General features: G+C 45.1%; 15 protein-coding genes and 1 other annotated feature. Of the genes, 3 read left to right on the top strand and 12 right to left on the bottom strand.

Annotated features, from left to right (window positions below):
- Positions 1-45: 45 nt before the first annotated feature.
- On the bottom strand, positions 46-1083 hold the full coding sequence (locus J1C81_RS07240; protein ID WP_032909738.1) for a zinc-binding dehydrogenase: 1038 nt from the start codon (positions 1081-1083) through the stop codon (positions 46-48).
- A 180-nt stretch (positions 1084-1263) separates the two neighbouring features.
- Positions 1264-1734 (bottom strand): SP_0198 family lipoprotein, encoded by a 471-nt coding sequence (locus J1C81_RS07245; protein WP_002915455.1) that lies wholly within the window; start codon positions 1732-1734, stop codon positions 1264-1266.
- 234 nt (positions 1735-1968) lie between these two features.
- On the opposite strand from J1C81_RS07245, the gene J1C81_RS07250 reads away from it, so the two are divergent.
- Together J1C81_RS07250 and J1C81_RS07255 are read left to right on the top strand one after the other, a co-directional pair.
- Positions 1969-2436 carry a GNAT family N-acetyltransferase gene (locus tag J1C81_RS07250; RefSeq protein ID WP_002915456.1) on the top strand — a complete coding sequence of 156 codons (468 nt, stop codon included), beginning with the start codon at positions 1969-1971 and terminating at the stop codon, positions 2434-2436.
- 132 nt (positions 2437-2568) lie between these two features.
- On the top strand, positions 2569-3714 hold the full coding sequence (locus tag J1C81_RS07255; protein WP_032909739.1) for a cobalamin-independent methionine synthase II family protein: 1146 nt from the start codon (positions 2569-2571) through the stop codon (positions 3712-3714).
- Between the two features lie 124 nt (positions 3715-3838).
- Here the strand turns inward: J1C81_RS07255 and J1C81_RS07260 are convergent, their stop codons facing one another.
- The 9 genes from J1C81_RS07260 to trpX form a co-directional block, all read right to left on the bottom strand.
- Entirely contained in the window at positions 3839-4666 is an 828-nt protein-coding gene (locus J1C81_RS07260) for an alpha/beta fold hydrolase (protein WP_002915458.1), read from the bottom strand.
- 150 nt (positions 4667-4816) lie between these two features.
- Positions 4817-5209 carry a YbgA family protein gene (locus tag J1C81_RS07265; RefSeq protein ID WP_002915459.1) on the bottom strand — a complete coding sequence of 131 codons (393 nt, stop codon included), beginning with the start codon at positions 5207-5209 and terminating at the stop codon, positions 4817-4819.
- A gap of 171 nt (positions 5210-5380) precedes the next feature.
- The gene (gene pheT, locus J1C81_RS07270; RefSeq protein ID WP_002915460.1) at positions 5381-7786 is read right to left on the bottom strand and encodes a phenylalanine--tRNA ligase subunit beta; all 2406 of its coding nucleotides are present in this window, start codon (positions 7784-7786) and stop codon (positions 5381-5383) included.
- A gap of 246 nt (positions 7787-8032) precedes the next feature.
- Positions 8033-8542, bottom strand: a complete 510-nt coding sequence (locus J1C81_RS07275) for a GNAT family N-acetyltransferase (RefSeq protein ID WP_002915461.1) — start codon at positions 8540-8542, stop codon at positions 8033-8035.
- Positions 8543-8587: 45 nt separating this feature from the next.
- Complete coding sequence (pheS, locus tag J1C81_RS07280) at positions 8588-9637, bottom strand: phenylalanine--tRNA ligase subunit alpha (protein WP_002915462.1); 1050 nt, start codon at positions 9635-9637, stop codon at positions 8588-8590.
- 281 nt (positions 9638-9918) lie between these two features.
- On the bottom strand, positions 9919-10653 hold the full coding sequence (locus tag J1C81_RS07285; RefSeq protein ID WP_002915463.1) for an ABC transporter permease: 735 nt from the start codon (positions 10651-10653) through the stop codon (positions 9919-9921).
- The gene (locus J1C81_RS07290; protein WP_002915465.1) at positions 10650-11399 is read right to left on the bottom strand and encodes an ABC transporter ATP-binding protein; all 750 of its coding nucleotides are present in this window, start codon (positions 11397-11399) and stop codon (positions 10650-10652) included. The genes J1C81_RS07285 and J1C81_RS07290 overlap by 4 nt, the downstream gene beginning before the upstream one ends.
- Before the next feature lie 220 nt (positions 11400-11619).
- Entirely contained in the window at positions 11620-11919 is a 300-nt protein-coding gene (locus J1C81_RS07295) for an AbrB/MazE/SpoVT family DNA-binding domain-containing protein (RefSeq protein ID WP_002915466.1), read from the bottom strand.
- Between the two features lie 110 nt (positions 11920-12029).
- Entirely contained in the window at positions 12030-13037 is a 1008-nt protein-coding gene (trpX, locus tag J1C81_RS07300) for a tryptophan ABC transporter substrate-binding protein (protein WP_002915468.1), read from the bottom strand.
- Between the two features lie 125 nt (positions 13038-13162).
- Positions 13163-13396: a binding site (T-box leader), on the bottom strand.
- A gap of 172 nt (positions 13397-13568) precedes the next feature.
- Between trpX and fbpA the strand changes: the two genes are divergently transcribed.
- On the top strand, positions 13569-15218 hold the full coding sequence (gene fbpA, locus J1C81_RS07305) for an Rqc2 family fibronectin-binding protein FbpA (protein ID WP_002915469.1): 1650 nt from the start codon (positions 13569-13571) through the stop codon (positions 15216-15218).
- Between the two features lie 184 nt (positions 15219-15402).
- Here the strand turns inward: fbpA and J1C81_RS07310 are convergent, their stop codons facing one another.
- Complete coding sequence (locus J1C81_RS07310; protein ID WP_002915471.1) at positions 15403-23415, bottom strand: GEVED domain-containing protein; 8013 nt, start codon at positions 23413-23415, stop codon at positions 15403-15405.
- Positions 23416-23434: the final 19 nt, after the last annotated feature.

A 23434-nucleotide genomic window follows, 5' to 3' on the forward strand; every position in this document is an offset into this window, starting at 1 on the left:
ACTGCCATCTTAAAGAGACCGCAGCAAGGCTGTTTTCTTCTTTACCTAATCAAAGACAATCAAGGACTTAATGGTCTTGCGTTCATCCATGTCTTTATAAGCTTGATCAATATCTTCCAGTTTGTAGCTTGAAGTAAAGACGCAACCTGGATTAATATCACCGTCAAGAACTGCCTTGAGCAAGATTTGCTTGTCATAAGTCGTCACAGAGGCTGCTCCACCTGCCACTGAAATGTTTTGAGCAAAGGTAGAACCGAGCGCTCGATTATTATAGTGAGGCACACCGACAAAGCCCAAGCGGCCGCCGTTGTGAAGGACTCCTAGAGCTTGATCAACAGCAGCTTCTGTTCCAACACATTCCAGAGCTGCATCTGCACCGCCACCAAGGATTTCACGGACCTTGGCAATTCCTTCTTCACCACGTTCTGCAACAACGGCTGTTGCACCGGATTCCAAGGCCATTTTTTGTCGATCTTCGTGACGACTCATGAGAACGATTTGGGAAGCACCACGCATTTTAGCAGCAATAACAGCGCATTGTCCAACAGCTCCGTCACCAATCACGACCACCTTATCACCAGGCTTGACGTCTGCCACACGCGCGGCATGGTAACCTGTCGGCATGACATCTGCCAGTGTCAAGAGTGATTTGAGCATACCTTCTGTATAATCAGAGGGCTGGCCCGGAATTTTGATTAGAGCCCAGTTAGCAAATTCGAAGCGCATATATTCTGCCTGCACCCCATTTGACCAGTTATTCCCAATATGAGAATCACAGGTGCCATCAAATCCTGCTCGGCAGGCATCACATTGCCCGCATCCATGAGTGAAAGGTGCGATAACGAAGTCACCAGGTTTAACAGTCGTTACTGCATCTCCGATTTCTTCGACAATTCCAATCGCTTCATGCCCGCTATTTTGATGGCCTGCTTCAATATCTGGACTGCGGTAGCGCCATAGGTCAGAGCCACAGACACAGGTCCGAACAATCCGAATAATGGCATCATCTGCCTCAATGATTTGCGGACGCTCAATGTCAGCGAGCCCAACTTGGCCTGCTTTTGTATAAACTGCTGATTTCATCGTTTCTTCTCCTTTGATATCTTTATAGTAACTATTATACAACTTAGGGAACCCCATAAGTCAAATTTTTGACATCATTTAAGATAAAAATCTTATAAAAAAGGAAACTCCTTTCTCAGAGTTTCCTAGTTTGATTCCCTCACTGCTCCTCCTGTTGTCCTGAGCAGAATGAGAAGCGCTTTACTGCTTGGTAAAGGTCAGAGTGTCTGGATCATCATCCAATTCGTCCACAATCAGCTGATTGCCATTTTGGCGATAGCTTTTAGCATCATCACCAACTATCAGTCTTTGGTTAGAGGCATCTACTTGTACCTGCTTGATTTCCTTACTGCCATCAACCTCGGTCTCAGTCCAAGTACCAGTCGTACCATTGATTTCTAGGACGTGCTGGTCACCATCATGGTCGGTTGCTTGATAGCGCCCGTCTAGATTAGTAGCCTGCCCTGCATTTGATGATGACGAAGGCTGATTAGAGGAAGATGCAGCTGATGACTGCGAAGTCTGATTTTGCGCAGATTGTGATGTCTGGTCTTGCGTATTCTGTGATGAACTAGTATTCCCTCCTTGGTTGGTATTGCCTGAGCAAGCAGCCAATAGGACTGCTGCTGTCAGAGATAGAATTCCGATAAAGGCTTTTTTTGTAATAGTCATATCACTTTCTCCTTTTTCTACATTTGTAGTTTATACTTATATTCTACACTTGTCTGTTTCATTTGTCAAGAAAAAGCAGTTTTTATTAAAAGGAAAATACATCTAAAGGAAATGAGTCACTCTGATTGACATTTGCAATTCAGACGCTACTTGTTCTCTTAGTCTTTTCGAACTCTCTTGACAAAATAGTTCCCTGTCGTATAATGATTCTTAAAAAGATAAAAGGAGAAGATCATGCCAATCAGAAAAGCCCAAGTCAGCGATATTCCTGAACTCCAAGAACTCCTTCAGCAAATCTTGCTTGTCCACCATCAGGCTCGTCCGGACATTTTCAAGGCCAAGGGCAGCAAGTTTAGCAATGAAGAATTAGAGAAGATTCTGGGTCAAGAATCCACCCCTATTTTTGTCTTTGAAAATGAAGCTGGAGGAATCCTCGGTCACCTCTTTTGCTCCATCAAGGAACCTGTCAGTCCTATACTCAATCCCATCAAAACACTTTTTATTGAGGACTTATGTGTGGATGAGAAAGCCAGAAGGCAAAAGGTCGGCGAGCAGCTTTATCGCTTTGCAGAAGACTATGCTCGGAAAATCGACTGCTATAATCTGACTCTCAATGTTTGGAACGACAATGTCGGAGCCCTGCGTTTCTATGAGCGATTAGGGCTTCAGCCTCAGGAAACAGTGATAGAGAAGATTCTTTGATCTTGAAAGACAAATTTCAGGAAGCGCTAGCAATAGTTTTCGGCTATACTCTACCAGTATAATTAACTATTTTATTTGCCGAGAAATTTTCGATACAATAGACCGTAATCCCTAATGAAAGTGAGAAATCTTATGACAAAATCAAAATTTCAACTGGTTGGATCTCTTCTGCGCCCAGAAAATCTCCGCCAGTATAAAACAGAAATTGAGCACCGCGACGACATTCAATACCCCTTCTACGACAGCTTCCCAGGCTACCATGAGACGGAGACAGCTGACATCAAGGAGATTATCGCTGAGCAAAAGGCTAAGGGTATTGACATCCTGACGGATGGAGAATACTCCAAGTCTATGTGGCATCTGGACTTTGTCTGGGGACTTAAGGGAATCGAGCGCTACATTGCTGACCACGGCTATACCTTCAAAGACCATGACGGCGGGCAATACGAGACCCGCAAGGATATTGGTATCCGCATCACAGCACCACTCTCTGGAAAAAATCATCACTTTATTGAGATTTATAAGCTAGTCAAGGAAGAGGCAGATGGTGAGGATACCAAGCTGACTGTCTGGGGACCTGCCCATGCTTATACTGAGTTAGCAGTCTTTGACCGCTTGGCTGGACCAGGACAAGTTTACGAGACCAATGAAGATTTGAAAAAAGGCTTGATACAGGCCTATAAGGAATTTTTGGACGACTATAAGGCTGCTGGCGGACAGATTATCCAGTTTGACGACTGCCTCTGGGAGCTTTTTGACGAGTCCAATCCTGCTAGCTTCTTTGCGGAGGGCAATGCTAGTCTGGCTGACCTGGCAGACGAGTTTGTCGCTATTAATAACGAAGTTGTAGACTATGCCCATGAGCTAGGACTGACTGTCTGGACCCACAACTGCCGTGGTAACTACGAAAGCCGCTCTGCTGCCGAGGGCACCTACGAAGCTATCGCGGAAAAATTCCTGCGCGACCAACACTATGATCGCTACTTTCTAGAATGGGACAGCGATGTAGCTGGTGATGTATCAGCCCTAGCAGCTTTGAAAGACAAGGATGCCGAAGTCGTTTTAGGACTGCTCTCTAGTAAGACGACAGGCTTGGATGATGAAAAGCGTGTCCTAGACCTGCTCGAGAAAGCAGCAACCGTTCTACCAAAAGAGCGTCTCCTGCTCTCCCACCAATGCGGCTTCGCCTCTTGTGACTCTGGAAATGAACTCACCATTGAACAACAATGGGCCAAAATCAAACAAGGCCAAGAAATCGCCCAGAAATTCTGGGGATAATAAGCAAAAAAAGCGGTGTGACCGCTTTTTTCTATGCTTTTAAAATCAATTGTGGACTGTATTAGATCTCTTAGATGAACTCCAGTTTCATCTGCATCTGTTCAACATATTAAATCTTGGAGTATCAGGAAAGTTCAATTCTCTTGAGCCAATTTTCAACCAAGGCCGTAAAGAGAGCCTCTTGATCTATCTGTGCATTGTGGCCAGCAAGATCCATTACAGCATGAGTTGTCCTTGGAAAATAGTGAGACAGCTGGGCTAACTGCTGGAAGCCCACGACTTGGTCCTGCTTTCCTGCTATAAAAAGGCTGGGCTTGTCATAGCTCTTTTCCTGTATCTCTTGATCCACTTCAAACGAAAAAGCATAGTTTTCTTGCAGCTTTTGGACAAAGGGAGCATTCATCATCTGAAGCCCTACTAGGATTTCTTTTGCAAACCGTCGATAAGTTTCTTTAGTCTGTAAAATCGCTAAATCAACGAAATCTTCGCTTTTGCCTGCTGTATCAAAACCTACCTCTCTAATTAGCAGGCTGTCTTTTGGCAGAATTCTTTCTTGCGGATTGGGTACAACTACTGGACAAATAAGCAGCAAACCATCAATCTCCGACCTTTTCTTAGCCAAAATTCCTCTAGCAAGATAGCCACCATAAGACTCTCCAGCTAAGAGAAAGGAGTGTCCGCTGATTACAGTCTCTATAAAGTTTAAGATCATCTCTAAAATCGCATCCGCGCTTGCAAAAGCAGGATTGGCATCAGACCTACCCATGCCAGGCAAATCTAAATAAATCCTTTTATAGTCAGCATGTTTCTCAAAAATAGGTTCCAAACATCCTTCCATCAATTCAGATGAACAGCCCAAACCATGAATTGCCAAGACTGGCTTTCCTTGACCAATCACTTTATAGTATAATTTATTTCCCTGATAAGTAAAAAACATTTTTTCTCCAATCATACCTTAAAGACACGTTTTGCTCGAGGTGGAGCCTTTATCGAAACCAGTCAAAATAATATTGTTTATGAGCCTAACAAATTATTCTTATCATCTACACCCCTCAAAGCTTCTAGACGAGCAAGCTTATTCTTTCCCCTTGATTTCAGTTCCTCATTCTTCATCACCAAATAACAAAGTGGAATTCTGCAGATAAGGATTGGGATACTTGACTAGCAGATCCCTTACAGCTCCTACCAAGTCTTTCTGCTCAGCCTGACCTGATTGGTAACGAAGCAAAAGATGCATAAAATCTTCTTTTTCAGTCGTACTCGCTTTTTTCTTAAAATAGCCCCATATATGCTGAAAGGCATTGCTGACCTGACCACGATTTTCAGGCAGGGCTATCGCCTGATCAATCAAGCCTTGAACACGTGCTGCTTCCACCGAGTCGCTTTTTAGATATTGGCGGATTTCCAGATAGATCTTACTGGAATGACTGAGAACCAGATACTTATTTCTAGCCCAAAGAGTCTGACATTGGGATATTTGGTTTGAATTTTCCATGATTACTTTCCCTACTGATTTTCAATTTCGAATTCTTCTCGTTTCGTCTACATCATTGCTCGCATCCTAGTAATAAGTTTGCCAAGATAGAAAGCAAATCAACTATGATTGGAATAAGATTTCGAAGAGTATGAATCAAAATCCCCAATCACATGACTGGGGAATAGTTCATTAACGCACCTCTGCACCGAGTTTTTCGATCAGAGATTTTTCGATTTTTTCCATATATTTAGCCACTTCTTCGTCAGTCAGGCTAGATTCTGTATTTTGGAAAGTCAGGCTGTAGGCCATGGATTTGAGGCCGACACCTAGCTTGTCACCAGAGAAGATATCAAAGAGCTTAATATCTGTCAAGCGCTTAACACCAGCTGCTAGGATTGCATCAAGGACCTCTTGGTGAGTGATTTCAGCCTTGAGCAAAAGCGCCACATCACGGCTGACAGCTGGGAATTTAGTGATTTCTGTAAATGGCTGTTCTGGCTGGAGCTGCTCTTCGATAGCAGACAGGTTGAGCTCAGCCACATAAGTTTCAGGAATATCGTAAGCCTTGGCTGTCGCAGGATGGACTTGACCGACAAAGCCGACAGGCTGGCCATTGATAGAGATTAAGGCAGTACGCCCAGGATGCAGGCTCTTAATCTGGTTGCTAGCTGCGTATTCAGCTTTCAAGCCCAACTTAGCAAAGAGTGCTTCCACTACACCCTTAGCATAGAAGAAATCAACTGCTACTGGCTTGGTCTGGAAGTCTTTTTCATTAACCAGACCTGTCAAAGCAAAGGCAAAGCTATTGATTTCGTTTGGCAGGTCTTCCTTAGGATTGCCAGTCTGCTCAAAGACTTTACCAATCTCATAGAGGGCTAGGTTCTTATTCTTACGAGCCACATTGTAGGCTAGGGAGTCCAAAATACCGGAAACCATGTTCTGACGAAGAACAGAGCGCTCCACTGTCATCGGCCACATGAGCTCAGTCAAGTTGCTAGGATTGAGAGTGAACTCAATCGCCTTTTCTGGAGTCGTCAAAGCGTAGGTGATGATTTCTGTCAGTCCAGCTCCCTCTGCTAAGGTCCGTACTTGACGGCGCAGTTGCTGCGTTGCAGTCAATTCACCAGCAGTCCCGTCATCTTTTGGCAGACTAGCTGGCAATTTGTCATAGCCGTAAATACGGGCAATTTCTTCATAGAGGTCTGCTTCGATTGAAATATCCCAGCGACGGCGAGGCACGCTGACAGTGAACTGTTCAGCACTTCCTGACAGGCCAAAGCCAAGTCTGCGGAAGACATCCACGATATCTGTATAAAGTAAATCTGTTCCCAGCACACGGTTGACATCCGCGAGACTAGACACTACTTCTACATCGCTAGTGTCTAAGCTACCAGCTGATGCGATACCAGCCTGAACAGTCGCTCCTGCCAAATCCGCAATCATACTTGCTGCGGCATCCAAAGCTTCATTGACAGTTGCTACATTGATGCCTTTTTCAAAGCGGGAGGATGATTCTGAGCGCAGGTTAAGGCGACCGCTGGTCTTACGGATTGATTTTCCATCAAAAACAGCTGCTTCTAGAACAACACGAGTGGACTGGCCAGAGATTTCAGTCGCTGCTCCGCCCATGACACCAGCCAAAGCCACTGGCTTATCTGCCACAGTGATAACTAAATCGCTGACTTCCAGCTCGCGCTCTTCGCCGTCCAGCGTCACCAGTTTTTCACCAGCACGCGCTTCCCGCACGACAATCTGGTCACCCTCAAACGTATCCAAATCAAAGGCATGCATAGGCTGACCAAAGTAGAGCAGGATGTAGTTGGTCACGTCCACTACATTGTTAATCGGACGGATTCCTTCGTTCATGAGGAGATTTTGTAGCCACTGAGGACTTGGGGCAATGGTGACATTTTCCAAGATACGAGCTGCGTAGTAAGGGGCTTTCTCTGTCTCAAGGGCTACTGAAAGACTTTCAGCTGCCTGCTTTTCATTTTCCACCAGCGGAAAATCTTTGAAATGTACTGACTTGTCATAGATGGCAGCCACTTCATGAGCCACACCACGCATAGACAGAGCATCTGCCCGGTTTGGTGTGATGGAAAGCTCGATAATCTCATCGTCCAAGTCCAGATAAGAGAAGACTTCCTCACCTGGCACTGCTTCTTCAGGCAGGATTTGAATTCCATCCGCAAATTCCTTTGGCACAACAGAATCTGAAATACCCAGCTCACCCAGAGAGCAGATCATACCCAGTGACTCCAAGCCACGGATTTTTCCTTTTTTAATCTTATAATTGTCAGCAATGCGAGCACCTGGCAAAGCCACCATAACCTTGATGCCTGCGCCAATATTTGGAGCACCACAGACAATCTGACGGTTCTCCTCTTCTCCGACATTGACTTGACAGACATGCAGATGGGTATCAGGAACATCCTCACACGATACCACCTCACCAACAACAATTTTAGACAGGCCAGCAGCTGGTGATGTCACACCTTCCACTTCAATTCCTGTCGTTGACATTTTCTCAGCCAGCTCAGCGCTCGCCACATCAATGTCTACTAACTCTTTTAACCACTTATAACTTACTAGCATATTTAAGATACCAAGGGTGTCAAAAACAACTGAAAAATAGGAGATTACCCAAGCATTCGATGAATGCTCGCAAATCTATCTTTTTTCCGAGTTTTTAGCCCGGGTTCAATTCCTTTCTCTATTCTATCGCTGAGGAACTTGACCTACCAAATGTTAGGGACCTGTCTGAAATCCTGATTTCAGAAACAAATCATCTAAATTTAAAGCTTTTAGGTCGTATCATTTCCTCTCTTTAAATTTTCTTGTTTATTTCAATTTCTTGCGCAGCAGCCAGTCTGTGTCTACTGTCTCACCAGTGATATAGTCGTGCTGGCTGAATTTTCCAAAGCCGTATTTGAAGTAAAAATCTTGAGCTCTAAAATTCTTTTCCCAAACGCCCAGCCAGACCCAGTCAAAGCCTCGTTTCTCAGCTTCTTCTAAGGCAAATTCAAACATTTCCTTGCCCAAACCTTGACCATGATAAGCTTTCAAAACATAGATTCGCTGAACCTCAAAGGCTTGTGGCAGTTCTTGCTCCGTTTGAGCATGTCCCCAGTTAAACTTGAGAAAACCAGCAATTTCACCGTCTTTGACAACAAAATAAGTCTCTGACTCAGAGTCTGTCAGTTCCTTTTCGATGGTCGCAAGCGACAGCTCATTATCAAAATAATGAGCCATATCAGCTTCCTTGATAAATGGACCAAAGGTTTCTTGATAAGTCGCGACCTCCAACTCTCGTAAGAGACTCGCTTCTTCTTTTTTGACTCTGACTAGCATACTGCACTCCTTTCTCAGAAAAGCTGCATCTATGAATACAGGTTTCTAAATAAACTGCTGAGAAAAACGAATATCTCCTTGGTAGAAGCCACGAATATCGTTGATACCGTAGCGAAGCATAGCTACCCGTTCTTGACCAAGACCAAAGGCAAATCCAGAATATTTCTCCGCATCAATGCCGCTCATTTCCAGCACGCGCGGATGCACCATACCAGCTCCCATAATCTCAATCCAGCCTGTCTTCTTACAGACATTACAGCCGGCACCGCAACACTTGAAGCAGGAAACATCCACTTCAACAGATGGTTCAGTGAACGGGAAGTAAGACGGACGCAGACGGATACTGCGATCTTCGCCGAACATCTTCTGTACAATCAGCTGCAGCGTTCCTTGCAGGTTGGCCATGGAAATATTTTCTCCAACCACCAAACCTTCAATTTGATGAAACTGATGGGAGTGAGTCGCATCATCAGTATCCCGACGGAAGACACGTCCTGGTGAGATCATCTTGAGTGGCCCTTTAGAAAAGTCATGAGCATCCATAGCTCGCGCCTGTACCGGACTGGTGTGAGTTCTGAGCAGAATCTCCTCTGTAATGTAGAAAGTATCCTGCATATCCCGTGCTGGATGATCCTTAGGCAGATTCATCCGCTCAAAGTTGTAATAATCCTTCTCCACTTCAAAGCCGTCCACGACCTGATAGCCCATCCCGATGAAAATATCTTCGATTTCCTCACTAGTCTGACTAAGAATATGACGGTTTCCTACTGGAATTTGACGGCCTGGCAGGGTCACATCCAAGGATTCCTCAGCTAGTTTCAGAGCTACTAATTGCTCTTCCATCTCTTGAGCAGTCTTTTCAAAGGCTGCTGTCAGAATATCACGCGCTTCATTGACGTGCTTCCCGATAATCGGCCGCATTTCAGCTGAAATATCCTTCATCCCTTTCAGGACTTCAGTCAGCGAACCTTTCTTACCCAAGACAGCTACACGCAAGTCCTGCAGTTCCTTTTGATTCTCAGCCTTGAGCTGCTTGAGAGAAGCTAGAGTCTCTTCACGCAGGCTTTTTAGTTGTTCTTCAATCGTTTTCGTCATTTTCCCTCCAAAATAAAAAGCGCGCCAATCTCCATAAGCGGAGCGTTGACACGCGGTACCATCCGTTTTTTATCTGGCAAGCCAGACCTTACTTATCAATCCTAGAGCAAGTGAATTCGCCTAGCTTTCATCTAGAGAGCTTTCAGTCGCTGGCTCCCCTCCCTGTTAAACTTCCCCTAGGTTACTGGTCTTGCGGATTGCTATTTAGTTATATTTCATTCTAACAGATTTCTAAACATTTCGCAAGTTAATCCAGCTGATTTCTACATTGAACTAAACCTCTACCCTTTCATCCTCTTTTTGAAAATCCAGACAGAAGGGATAAAGAATAGGAAAGCATAGAGCAGAACCCAAAAAAGATGAGGCAAAAGTGAATTCAAATCTTGAGCCAATGCCAACTGAACAGCCTTTGCTGCATGGGCAAATGGCAAGGCATTACAAAATGCTTCAAAACCACCTCCTATCATCTCAATCGGAAGCACTGCTCCACTTAGAAAAACCGTGGCATTGACAAGAATAGTTCCAAAACCACTGACTGCATTACTGCTAGAGAAGGCTGAGCCTAGCAGCAGTCCCAAGGAAATAAAGAGCAGAGCTACTGGGATCAAAACCAAGAGGGCGTAAAAAGTTCCCAGATTTAAGGATAAGCCAAAAATCATGGCAGTCGCAAAACTGGCTATGCCTTGCAAGAGCGCCAGAGGCAGCACCGGAATCGAATAACCCAAAATGTAATCCACGCTCCGAAGCGGAGTTGATAGGAGACGCATGAGAAAAGAACTGTTGCGATCCGTGGCCATTAAACTGCCGACAAAAATAGTCAGCCAAGAAGCACCAAACACCATCATACTAGGAGCAAAATTTTCAATGGAAAAGATAGCTGGCATCCCTTTGAGGCTCTGTTTCATAAGGGACAGGGCGATAATCAGAAAGACAGGAAAACCAATTCCCATCAGACTGCTGACATAATCACGCATGATTTCTTTGAAATTGCGATTTGCAAAAATGAAGGCTCTCATGCTAATTCCCCTCCTTCCGTATAGGACAAAAAGGCCTCTTCAAAATCCTTCTTGCCGGAAGCTTGGATAATTTCCTCCGCTGTCCCCAAGATCTGCACCACTCCCTTATCCATAATGCAGAGTCGGTCGGCCAAAGCCTCTGCTTCTTCTAGATAATGGGTGGTTAGAATTACTGTAACTTTTCCCTTTAGTTGCTCAATATTCTTCCATAACTCCCTTCTAGCCCGTACATCCAGCCCCAAGGTCGGCTCGTCCAGAAACAGAATCTTGGGCTGACTGATTAGAGCCATTGCAATACTGAGCTTGCGCTGCCAGCCACCTGACAAGGACTTGGCCCGATCATGCTGCCTATCCGTCAGGTCAAATGCCTCCATCAGATGCTCTGTCTTTTGCGCCGCTTCTTCCTTAGAAAATCCATATAGACGAGCAATCATCTCCAGATTTTCCTTGACTGTCAGCTTGGGAGCAACAGCTGTTTCCTGAGGTGAAACATTAATTATTTCCTTGACAGCATCTTCCTCCTTGCGAACGCTATGATCTAGCATCATGGCATCTCCTGCTGTCGGTTCAACTAGACAGGACAGCATCTTAATCGTTGTTGTCTTCCCCGCACCATTAGAGCCCAGCATGGCAAAGAATTCACCCTCTTCAATTTTTAGATTCAAACCATCAACAACCGTTTTTGAGCCGTATTGCTTGGTCAAATCCTGCATCTCAACTGCATACATAAGGACATCTCCTTTCATCAGATATGAGGAACTAAAAAACGAAATGTTATGTAAAGATATGACTTTGACATCTAAAGCTAGTCACAACTTACTCATTTAGCTAAAAACTAAGCTATTTTAACTCAATCTCAAAAGAGTTTGGTATAATTTGTATAACTTCTTATACTTATTATACACCTATTCATTAGTAGTAGCAAATAAAAGCAAAAGAAAAAATCTGCTTGAGCAGATTCCGATTTTATAAATCACTTTTTGAACTTTTGTCTCCATTGAAGGTCTGATTAAATAGATCTTCATAGAGCTCGTAACGCTGGATGGCAATGCCTTGCTGGGCATCTGCAAAGAGGACCAGAGCATCCCCAGGTTGAATTTCAAACATATCTCTCACTTCTTTTGGAATGACAATCTGCCCCTTGGGGCCAACCTTGACCGATCCCATATAGCGGTTTTTTTGAATATCTTCTTTCATTCTTTCTTGACTAACTCCCTTTCCGCTTCTATCTCTTCGTAAAATCCACTGGAGCAAACTGAACTTCATTCGCTCTTCCCATTCACTTGAGCCAATTCTATTATACAACTGCGAGAAAGGTTTTACAAGAAGAGACGATCGAGAAAAAGAAGCCTGTCAAACAACAGACTTCCTTCTTTTTATTTGATAACCTGACCAGCTTCTTTGAGGACATCTTCTGGTACAGTAATGCCAAGTTCTTTGGCATTTTTGGTATTGATAACAGATTTACCTGTATCGAAAATATCTACTGCAGTGTCAGCAGGTTTAGCACCTTTAAGGATTTTCGCTGCCATTTTACCAGTCGCAACACCTAGGTCATACTGGTCTACAACAACAGAGGCAAGACCGCCCTCTTCTACCATGGCCGTCGCACTTGGATAAATCGGTTTCTTAGCTTCTTTATTGCTGGACACAACTGTCGCAAAAGCTGACGCAATGGTATTGTCAATTGGAATCCAGATAGCATCAACCTTGCCAGTCATGACATTCATGGTTGATGCAATTTCATTGGTCGAAGGAACAGAATATTCCTCTACCTTGTAGCCTGCCTCTTCAGCTAATTTTTTGAATTCTTCTACCTGAGCTTTGGAGTTGTCTTCGCTGCTAGAGTAGAGCGCACCGATAGTTTTTACATCTGGAGTTAATTTTTTAATCAGCTCTAGCTGTTGCTTAGCTGGATTGCGGTCAGAGACACCAGTGATATTGCCACCTGGCTTGTCCAGATTTTTCACTAGATTTGCTCCAACTGGATCTGTGATAGCTCCCATGACAATAGGCTTGTCCTTAGTAGCTGCAGCTAGTCCTTGAGCAGATGGAGTCGCAATCCCAATCAGCACATCGTTGTCATTGGAAACCAGCTGCTTACTCATAGTAGAGACCTTACTCTGATCGCCCTCAGCATTCATAAAGTCAATCTTAATCTTGTCTCCCTTATAGCCTTCCTCATCCAAACCATCCTGAATCCCCTTGTAGATCAAATCCAGCGATGGGTGACTGACATACTGCAGCACGCCGACCTTGACCGTCTGACTGTCGCTGCTAGTCTTTGTGGTGTTACCTTTGCTGTTCAAGCTGGAATAGACAATCACACCGATTGCCAAAACGGCCAAAAGGCCTAAGATAGTCATTAATCGTTTGTTTTTCATGTTCTTTCTCCATTTCTATGTTCTATATTTTTTCTGTTTAATCCCTAGGGACGCCATCGTTTAAACATAGGTAATTCTCCTTGTTTTTTATAATAAGCAACAAAAAACCTCACACAGGTACTCTGTGTGAGGGCGTAAATCGCGGTGCCACCTCAATTATGGAAAATAGCTAACATTCCCCATATCTCTGTCTTGTCATCAAACAAGCTGCACTGTAAGGTGTGCCTACCGAATTCTTATTGTTTCAAATTCATTTTATCCATTAGCCCAATTTCGTAAAGATTTGCTGCTCATTTCCACCAACCACAAGCTCGCTAAAAACAAATTCATCTACTACTTTTCTAATTTCCTATATTTTAAGTTTTTCCTGAAAAGATGTCAAGACCTTTTTGAAAATTTTTATAAAATATTCGGATTTGATTTATAGAGGCAGTTATAGGAAAAAATTAAATTGCTTTTTGACGAGACTTTAGAAGCTTTTAGCTTGGTTTTTTGTTATAATTTTCTGTAGCAAGTTTCAAGGAGAAAAGCATGTCTTTCGACGGATTTTTTTTACACCACATGACAGAGGAGCTGCGCCGCGAATTGCTGGGCGGCCGCATTCAGAAAATTAATCAGCCCTTTGAACAGGAGCTAGTTTTACAGATTCGCAGCAACCGCCAAAGCCACAAGCTGCTCCTATCAGCCCACCCGGTCTTTGGGCGCGTCCAGCTGACAGATACCACTTTTGAAAATCCAGCTGTTCCCAATACCTTTATCATGGTCATGCGCAAATACCTGCAGGGCGCCGTTATTGAAGCTATCCAGCAGGTAGAGAATGACCGGATTTTGGAAATCAGTGTCTCCAATAAGAACGAAATCGGCGATAGCGTGGCTGTGACTCTGGTCATCGAAATCATGGGCAAGCACAGCAATATCATTCTCTTGGACAAGGCTAGCGGTAAGATTATTGAAGCCATCAAACATGTCGGATTTTCTCAGAATAGCTACCGAACTATCCTGCCGGGCTCAACCTATGTCGCGCCGCCTCAAACAGGTAGTCTCAATCCTTTCACTGTGGGCGATGAAAAGCTCTTTGAAATACTGCATACTGAAGACTTAGAGCCCAAACGTCTGCAGCAAATTTTTCAGGGATTGGGTCGGGATACGGCTACTGAGCTTAGTGGCCGTCTGACAGCTGATAAGCTCAAAACTTTCCGAGCCTTCTTTGCCAGTCCGACTCAGCCAAGCCTGACCGAAAAATCCTTCTCTGCTCTGCTATTTTCTGACAGCAAGACCCAAATCTCCACCTTATCCGAGCTTTTAGACACTTTCTACAAGGACAAGGCGGAGCGCGATCGGGTCAACCAGCAGGCCAGCGAACTGATTCGTCGGGTAGAAAATGAGTTGGAAAAGAACCGGAAAAAGTTGGGCAAGCAAGAGGAAGAGCTCCTAGCAACGGAGAATGCAGAAGAATTCCGTCAAAAAGGGGAGCTCTTAACTACCTTTCTCCATCAGGTACCTAACGATCAGGACCAGGTTGAGTTGGATAATTACTATACAGGTGAGAAGATTATTATCTCGCTTGATAAGGCCCTGACTCCCAACCAAAATGCCCAGCGCTATTTCAAACGTTACCAGAAGCTCAAGGAAGCCGTCAAACACCTGACCAGCTTGATTGAGGAGACACGGACTACGATTCTCTACCTAGAGAGTGTAGAAACAGCCCTTGCTCAGGCCAGCCTGACTGAAATCGCGGAAATTCGGGAGGAACTAATCCAGACTGGCTTTATTCGCCGACGCCAAAGAGAGAAAATCCAGAAAAGACAGAAACCGGAGAAATATTTGGCAACAGATGGCCAAACCATTATCCTAGTTGGACGCAATAATCTACAAAATGACGAGCTGACGTTTAAGATGGCCAAGAAGGACGAGCTTTGGTTTCACGCCAAGGATATTCCAGGCAGTCATGTGGTCATCACAGGCAATCTTCAGCCCAGCGATGAAGTCAAGACTGACGCTGCCGAGCTAGCAGCCTACTTCTCTAAAGCCAGACTCTCTAATCTGGTCCAAGTAGATATGATTGAGACTAGAAAGCTCAACAAACCAACCGGTGGTAAGCCAGGATTTGTCACCTATACAGGCCAGAAAACCCTACGTGTCACACCAGATGAAGAGAAGATTAAAGGTATGAAGATGTAAAATTATCCTCTTTAACTATGAAACAGACTTAAGAGAATGACACTCATTAGCCAGCTTAAGCTTTTTACTATCTCCATCAGCTCTAATAATTTTTTATAAAAAACAGGTAGAACTTATGTTCTACCTGTTTTTGCGCTCTCCCGAAATTCTTCTAGTTCATTAACGTAATTTCTTCAAGCCTATGTTAGTCTTCAGACTTTTTCTTTCTCTTCTCTAATCCAATCAGTCCTAAACCTGATACTCCCGCAAGTAAGCTTGCAGCCAAGTATGAGGTTTCTTCTGTACCGGTCTTAGGAAGGGATTTTGCACCCTCACTCTTGGAAAGAGACGGTGGTGCAGGCGTAATCGTCCGCTCTGGCTGAACAGGATTTTCTGTCACAGTAGGAATGTAAACCGCTGAAATCGTCTGACCATTGCGGTCTTTGCGAATCACTGTCACACCATCAGCTTGGCCGACAAAGCCAGCTTCCGGTACAAAGGTCACAGTGCCATCTGGCGCAATCGTGTAGGTACCTTGGCCTGGAACAACCTTTTCAGTACTGCCATCCTCGAAAGTTGGAGGAACGGTTGGATCCACATCTCCTTCAAAGATTGGTTTACCAGTCTGTGGCTGGCCTTTGAGACCGGTGCTGCCGGTATCTTCTGTGGCCGTGCTTCCCAAAACAGTTGGGGTATAGGTTGCCGTCACGGCATTGCCATAAATATCTGAACGTTTCACGACAACTCCGCGAGCAGTTCCGACAAAGTCTGCTTCCGGCACAAAGGTCACTGCCCCCAGCATATTGAAACGATAAGTTCCTTCACCTGGGACAACCATTTCGGTGCTGCCGTCCGCAAAGGTCGGTGCCACTGCCTGGTCAATCGCCCCTTCAAAAGTTGGCGCGCCCGTTTGAGCTTGGCCCTTGCGACCACTGGACACACTGTCCTGACTGGTTGATGGTTCAACTACGGTCGGAATATAGCGAGCTGTCACTGAGGTGCCATTCTTATCACGACGGACAAGGGTCACACCGCTTCCCTGACCAAGGAAATCAGCTTCTGGAGTGAAGGTGACTGTCCCATCTGACGTGATGGTATAAGTCCCCTCACCCGGAATAGTCTTTTCCTTGCTTCCGTCTTCGAAGGTTGGTGCAATCGTCTCATCAATTGGAACCAATGGATTACCTGACTCAAATACAGGTTTGCCGGTTTGAACATGACCTTTGATATTCGTAGAGGTCGCATCTTTACCAGTTGGAGTAACCTTGGCAAACTCTGGACTGTAGGTAGCTGTTACTGGAGTGCCATTTTTATCGACACGTTTTACAGTCACTGAATCTGGCTTGCCTACAAACTGCTTCTCTGGCGTGAAAGTCACCGCGCCATCTGGAGCAATCGTGTAGGTTCCTTGACCTGGAATCTTTTTCTCCTTGCTTCCATCTTCGAAAGTTGGCTCTACTGATTCATCAATTGGAACTAGTGTATCGCCACCTGTGAAGGTTGGGGTGCCAGTTTGAGGGACACCTTGAGGACCTGTGCTAGTCACATTGGTGCCAGTTGGAATCACTTCTTTCACTACTGCTTGGTACTTAACTGTAATAGGGGTGCCATTGGCATCAGTGCGTGTCAATTCAAGCTCTGGTGTTTCACCCTTGAATTGTTTGTCTGGAGTAAAGGTCACCTTACCATCTGCATCCACTTCGAATTTACCGACATTTGGAACTTCTTTCACTGTTGAATTGTTATCAAACAGCGGAGTTGAACCAGCTGGGAATGGAACAGCGTCATGGCCTGGGGTGAAGCTTACTTTACCTTCTTGGACTTGACCTTGAAGACCTTCTGTCTTATCACCAGTACCAGTTGGAGTTACCTTGGTAAACTCTGGACTGTAGGTCGCTGTCACTGGTGTGCCGTTCTTATCCACTCGTTTTACTGTGACTGGGTCTGGTTTACCTACAAATTGCTTGTCTGGAGTGAAGGTCACTGCTCCATCCGGAGTGATGGTATACGTTCCTTGACCTGGAATGGTCTTCTTCTTGCTTCCATCTTCAAAGGTCGGTTCAACTGTTTCGTCAATCGGAACCAATGAATCACCACCTGCAAAGGTCGGTGTGCCGGTTTGCGGAACACCCTGAGGACCGGTGCTAGTCGCTGTGGTGCCAGTTGGAGTTACCTTGGCGAACTCTGGACTGTATGTCGCAGTTACTGGAGTGCCATTCTTATCAACACGTTTAACAGTGATTGGATCAGGTTTGCCTACAAACTGCTTGTCTGGAGTAAAGGTCACTGAGCCATCTGGAGCAATGGTATAGGTTCCTTGACCTGGAATGGTCTTCTTCTTGCTTCCATCTTCGAAGTTTGGCTCTACGGTTTCATCAATCGGAACTAGTGGGTCGCCACCCGCAAAAGTCGGAGTGCCCGTTTGTGGAACACCTTGAGGTCCTGTACTTGTTACGTTAGTGCTGGTTGGCGTTACCTTAGTAAACTCTGGGCTGTAGGTAGCCGTTACTGGTGTGCCGTTCTTATCAACACGTTTCACAGTAATTGGATCTGGTTTACCTACAAATTGCTTGTTTGGGGTGAAGGTCACTGACCCATCTGGAGCAATCGTGTAAGTTCCTTGGCCTGGAATGTTCTTCTCTTTACTTCCATCTTCGAAAGTTGGCTCTACTGATTCATCAATTGGAACTAGTGGATCACCACCCGCAAACGTTGGAGTACCGGTTTGTGGAACACCTTGAGGACCTGTGCTCGTTGCACTATTACCAGTTGGAGTCACTTTCGTCACTGTCGGAGTATAAGTAGCGGTTACTTCTGTACCATTCTTATCCACTCGCTTAACGGTAACTGGATTTGGGGTACCCACATACCGTTTATCTGGAGTAAAGGTGATAGAACCATCTGAGTTAATAGTGTATACCCCTACTCCTGGAATGCTATTCTTAGACTGACCGTCTTCGAAGGTCATTGGAGAATCCATATCAATCGGAACAGCAGAGTCGCCAGGAGTGAAAGTAGGTGTCCCATTTTGCGGCTGACCTTGAATGCCAGTTGATTCAGCATTGGTGCTGATTGGAGTTACCTTGGTAACTTCTGGGGTATAAGAAGCAGTTATTTCTGTACCGTTAGCATCGACTCGTTTAAGCATAACAGGTGTCGCCTTGCCAGTAAATTGCTTAACTGGTTGGAAGGTAACGAATCCATCTGAATTAATGGTATAAGTTCCTTGATTAGCCACTACCAAAGTGTCAGTCCCATTTCCAAAGGTCATTGGTTTGGTCATATCGATTGGAACCGCTTGGTCTCCTGGGCTGAAAGTTGGCTTGCCACTTTGCGGCTGACCTTGGAGGCCGGTTGATTCAGCATTGGTACTAGTTGGCGTTACCCGTGTTACCGTTGGCGTATAGGTGGCAGTAACTTCCGTGCCATTCTTATCTACACGTTTAACAGTCACTGGAGCTGGGGTACCCACATACCGTTTGTCTGGGGTAAAGGTGATAGTACCGTCTGAGTTGATGGTATATTCTCCTACTCCTTGAACCGTCTTCTTAGGTTGACCATCGTCAAAAGTCATTGGAGAATCCATATCAATCGGAACTAGCGGATCACCACCTTGGAAGCTTGGGCTACCTGTTTGCGGAACACCCTGAGGGCCTGTGCTAGTCGCGTCGGTTCCTCTTGGAACCACTTCTTTCACTACTGCTTGGTATTTGACTGTAACAGGTGTGCCATTGGCATCGGTGCGAGTCAATTCAAGTTCTGGTGTTTCCCCCTTAAACTGCTTGAGTGGGGTAAAGGTAACCTTACCATCAGAGTCCACTTCAAACTTACCGACATTCTGTACTTCTTTCACCGTTGAATGGTTATCAAACAATGGAGTCGAACCAACAGGGAATGGAACAGAGTCGTGCCCTGGTGTGAAGGTCACTTTACCTTCTTGAACTTGACCTTGCAGGCCTTCTGTCTTATTTCCAACACCAATTGGCTTTACAGCTGTCACTGTTGCTTGATATTTTGCCTTAGCAAGAGTACCATTGACATCTGCACGACTGACTTCAATTTCAGGTGTTTTACCTACAAATGTCTTAACCGGTGTAAAGGTAATATTACCATCAATATCCACTTCAAACTTACCAACATTTTCAATTTCTTTCACATTGGTACCAGTGTCAAAAACTGGGGTACTGTCTGCTGAAAAGCCTACTTCTGGTCTTCCAGCTTCAAAAGTAATCTTACCATTCTGAACCAATCCTTGTGGACCTTCATTCTGATCGCCAGTTGCGTTTGGAATAACTTCTTCAACAGTAGGAGTGTAAGTGGCCGTCACCTCTGTGCCATTTGTGTCAACTCGTTTAACCTTGACTGGAGTCGCCTTGCCAGTAAATTTCTTCTCTGGCTTAAAAGTAATGGAAGCATCTGAATTAATAGTATAAATTCCTTGATCAGCTACTACCAACGTGTCAGTCCCATTTTCAAAGGTCATTGGTTGGGCCATATCAATCGGCACATCTTGGTCACCTGGGGTGAAAATCGGCTTGCCGCTTTGCAGTTGACCTTGGAGACCGGTTGATTCAGCATTGGTGCTGGTTGGTGTGACACGCGTCACGGTTGGTGTGTAAGTGGCCGTCACTTCGGTACCATTTGTGTCTACGCGTTTGACCGTCACTGGAGCTGGCGTGCCCACATATTGCTTTTCTGGAGTGAAAGTAATCGTACCATCTGACTCAATGACATAAGTCCCGACCTTGTCTATCTTCTTAGTTGTTTGATTATCTTCAAAGGTCATTGGTTGAGCCATATCAATAGGCACAGCTTTGTCACCTGGTGTGAATGTCGGCTTACCACTTTGTGGTTGTCCTTGCAGGCCACTTGAAACGGCATTGGTACTGCTTGGTGTAACCTCCGTCACGGTTGGCGTATAGGTTGCTCTTACTTCTGTGCCATTTTCGTCAACTCGTTTGACAGTAACGGGTGCTGGGGTTCCCACATATTTCTTATCTGGAGTAAAGGTAATAGAACCATCTGAATTAATGGTGTATTCCCCTATGCCAGCAACTGTCTTCTTAGGCTGACCGTCGTCAAAGGTCATGGGCTTGGTCATATCGATTGGGACCGCTGAATCACCTTCCTCGAAGACTGGCGTCCCTGTTTGTGGAAGACCTTGAGGACCTGTCGAAGTGGCTGGCTTACTAGTTGGTGTGACCTTGGTCACGTTCGGTGCATAGGTAGCAGTCACTTCTGTTCCGTTGGCATCGACGCGTTTAACCGTAACTGGTGTCGCCTTACCAGTGAATTGCTTAAGCGGCTTGAAGGTAATGGTATCATCTGAATTGATAGTATAAGTTCCTTCATTGGCTACTTCCAAGGTGTCCGTCCCATTTTCAAAAGTCATGGCTTTGCTCATGTCAATTGGGATTTGTTGGTCACCTGGACTGAAAGTTGGCTTACCACTTTGTAACTGACCTTGAAGACCAGTTGATTCAGCATTGGTACTTCTTGGCGTTACTTGGGTTACCTTAGGTTGATAACGTGCTCGGTGTGCTTTACCGTCGGTATCACTGACTTGAACTACCACTGGGTCTGGCGTGCCATAAAAAGTCTTGATAGGCTTGAAGGTCACTTGGCCGGTATTTGGATCCAATTCATAGGTTCCCACTTGCTGGCCATTGGCCATGGCAGGCACCGTATTTTCTGTTACCAGTCGTCCATTCGCATCCACGAAGCTAGCCGGACGAGTAACTTCTGGCATGACAGGGGTCGTATTCGCATCATCATCATTAAAGACTAACGTTTTATTTTGTTCCAGTCCCTGAAGACCACTTGATTCGTAGTTTGGAATCTTACGGACTGTTGGCACATAACGGCCGTCCATGTTATTCAACTGATCATTTTTATTAGGGTCAGAAGCATCCGTCGAAGTCCAACCAGTCGAGGTGCCATTGCTGTCAGTCCAACGAATATTAATTCCATCAGCAGTTCCAGAAAAGTCCGCATTTGGCGTGAAGGATACTTGCACATCATTGCCATTGTTGGTCACCACATAGGTCCCTTCTGGACGAATATAACTCGTGCCATCCGCTGACTGCAAAACATTGCCCTGATTGTCTAAGACTTGAGGCGCTTGGCTACTCATAACCGCATTAACACTGTCGTCTGAGCGATCCGTTCCTTTAGGTGTGAAGTGAAGGACAGCAGTTTGAGTCTCGCCTGTAAAGCCATCCGTAGTCTGCTTCTCCCCCTTAGGAGGATAAATGCGATGCAAGAGCATATCTTCTACTTCACCACTAAAGGCAATACCTGTTGGCTTCTCAATATCGCCTTTATTAGTCGCAATTCGGAAACGCATACCCAATTTGTCCACTTGACCGCCACTAATATTTGGGTTGGCATTGAAGGTCAAGGTATAGTCACCAGCAGCTGTAATCTCTTGTAGGTTGCTACCTTCGCTTTCATTGAAGACTCCATCATTATTGAAGTCTATCCAGGCCTTGACATAGGATTTAGCATTACCATTTGGATTAGCTTTGATTTTAATTGTGTAAGTTCCGTTTTTGGCTTTATCTAAATCTAGCAAATCATTAGAAGTACTTAATTGATCGTCTGCTAGTAATTGGCTGGCTCCCTCGTCCTTATGCTCCTTTTTATCGTCCAGAACCCAGTCATTGGATGACTCAACATCTATATCAGCTGGCGTTGTCCCTAAATAAGGTTGATTAATAGGAGCGTTGGTCACCGAGTCACGTCCCGAAATGGTATGGAAGGCTTCGCCATAACTCTCAGGCCCATCACTCCCATCTACCACGAGGAAGCCCATCATCATGGCTTGTTGCCCAGATGAAGCTACATAGAATCCTACTTCAGAGGCCCCACGCGTTATCACGACAGGAACCGTCCGTTCGTTAGAACGATTTGGTCCGAAGACCTGAGTACCCAGACCTCCTGTCACAGTATCTGGACTGAGATATTTATACCAGTCTACGCTCTTATCTTTTAAGATTAAAAGACCCCTTAACTTAACGTCCTCATCATCCAACATTTTTTTGGTGATAACCGTATAGGCTTCTTTGGCCGGGCTCTTCAACTTCCATTCACCCATGTATTCCCAACCCGTACCGTTAGTGGTAAAGATTGCGAATTCACCTGGATTGGCATCTTCACCATCGGCCATAACCACCGTAGGGGCCACCCGCTTACCAAGATAGGTAGCCTCAATATCGAATTTTACCCCCCAGTTGGTAGAGTTTTTTGGATAAACCAATTGGGTCTTTCGATTCTGAGTATTGAAGCCTTGGGCACGTATGGTCGTCCATTGGTTCTGGGCTGCCCCTGTAACTGATGGAGGTGTTTTACCATAATCTGGCGCAGATTTTAAGAAGCCATTCTCAGCGTTGGGGTTATAGGTCCCCTCTGTTGCAGTACCTGCGACCCGTTTTCTATAGATTTCAGTCGAGTTAAAAGGCTTGAGCTCTTTGACCGTTAAGGTCACTACATAGCCAGGTGAAATTTCCTTGGTGAAAGTAGTCCCTACCTGAAGGCCACCGCTTTGATTCAAGTTTTTCCAACTTGAACTATCTGAAAAATCAAGCCAACTAATCTGTTTGGCTAATTGGGTACTATCTTTCTTGACAGATTCCTCCAAGTTTGGTTTAGGTACTCGTGGCGTGGAAGTAGCATCATCAGCCCCAGCTGGTCCAGTACCTATCGGAACTCCTGTTGTTACGCTGTTCTGTTGTCCAGTAGTTGCCGCATCTCGTCTCACGCGACGAGAGCGATTAGGCTGAGCTAGATCTGAGGTTGCTTCTGACTTTTCAGCCACGACAGCCGCGTTAGATATTTCTGGGTGAACAGTGATTGGTTGAGTATTCTCAACTGATTTAGTTGCTGTAGATTCAGTAGATCCTTCAACCTTCTCAGGCTCTGAGCTTCTTGGACTAGGATTATCATCTGATTGAGGAATCTCAGTAGCAGAAGCAAGTGCTGAACTTTCTTTTGCTTGTATATGTTCAGAAGCAACAGTTTCAGCAGAATTCACTGATGATTCGGCTATTCCTGTTTGCGAAACTTCGTTTTGGACACCAGAATCACTAGCTTCGTCAGCACTAACTTGTGCCGCTGCTCCCAAAAGAAGCAGGGTTGACAAGAGCACAGAACAAACACCGACGTTTAGTTTTCGAATCGAAAACTTACGCAGGTGAGGATTAAATAAATCTTTTCCCATAATAATCTCCTAAATTATC

The organism is Streptococcus sanguinis (assembly GCF_050225395.1).
Classification (GTDB): domain Bacteria; phylum Bacillota; class Bacilli; order Lactobacillales; family Streptococcaceae; genus Streptococcus.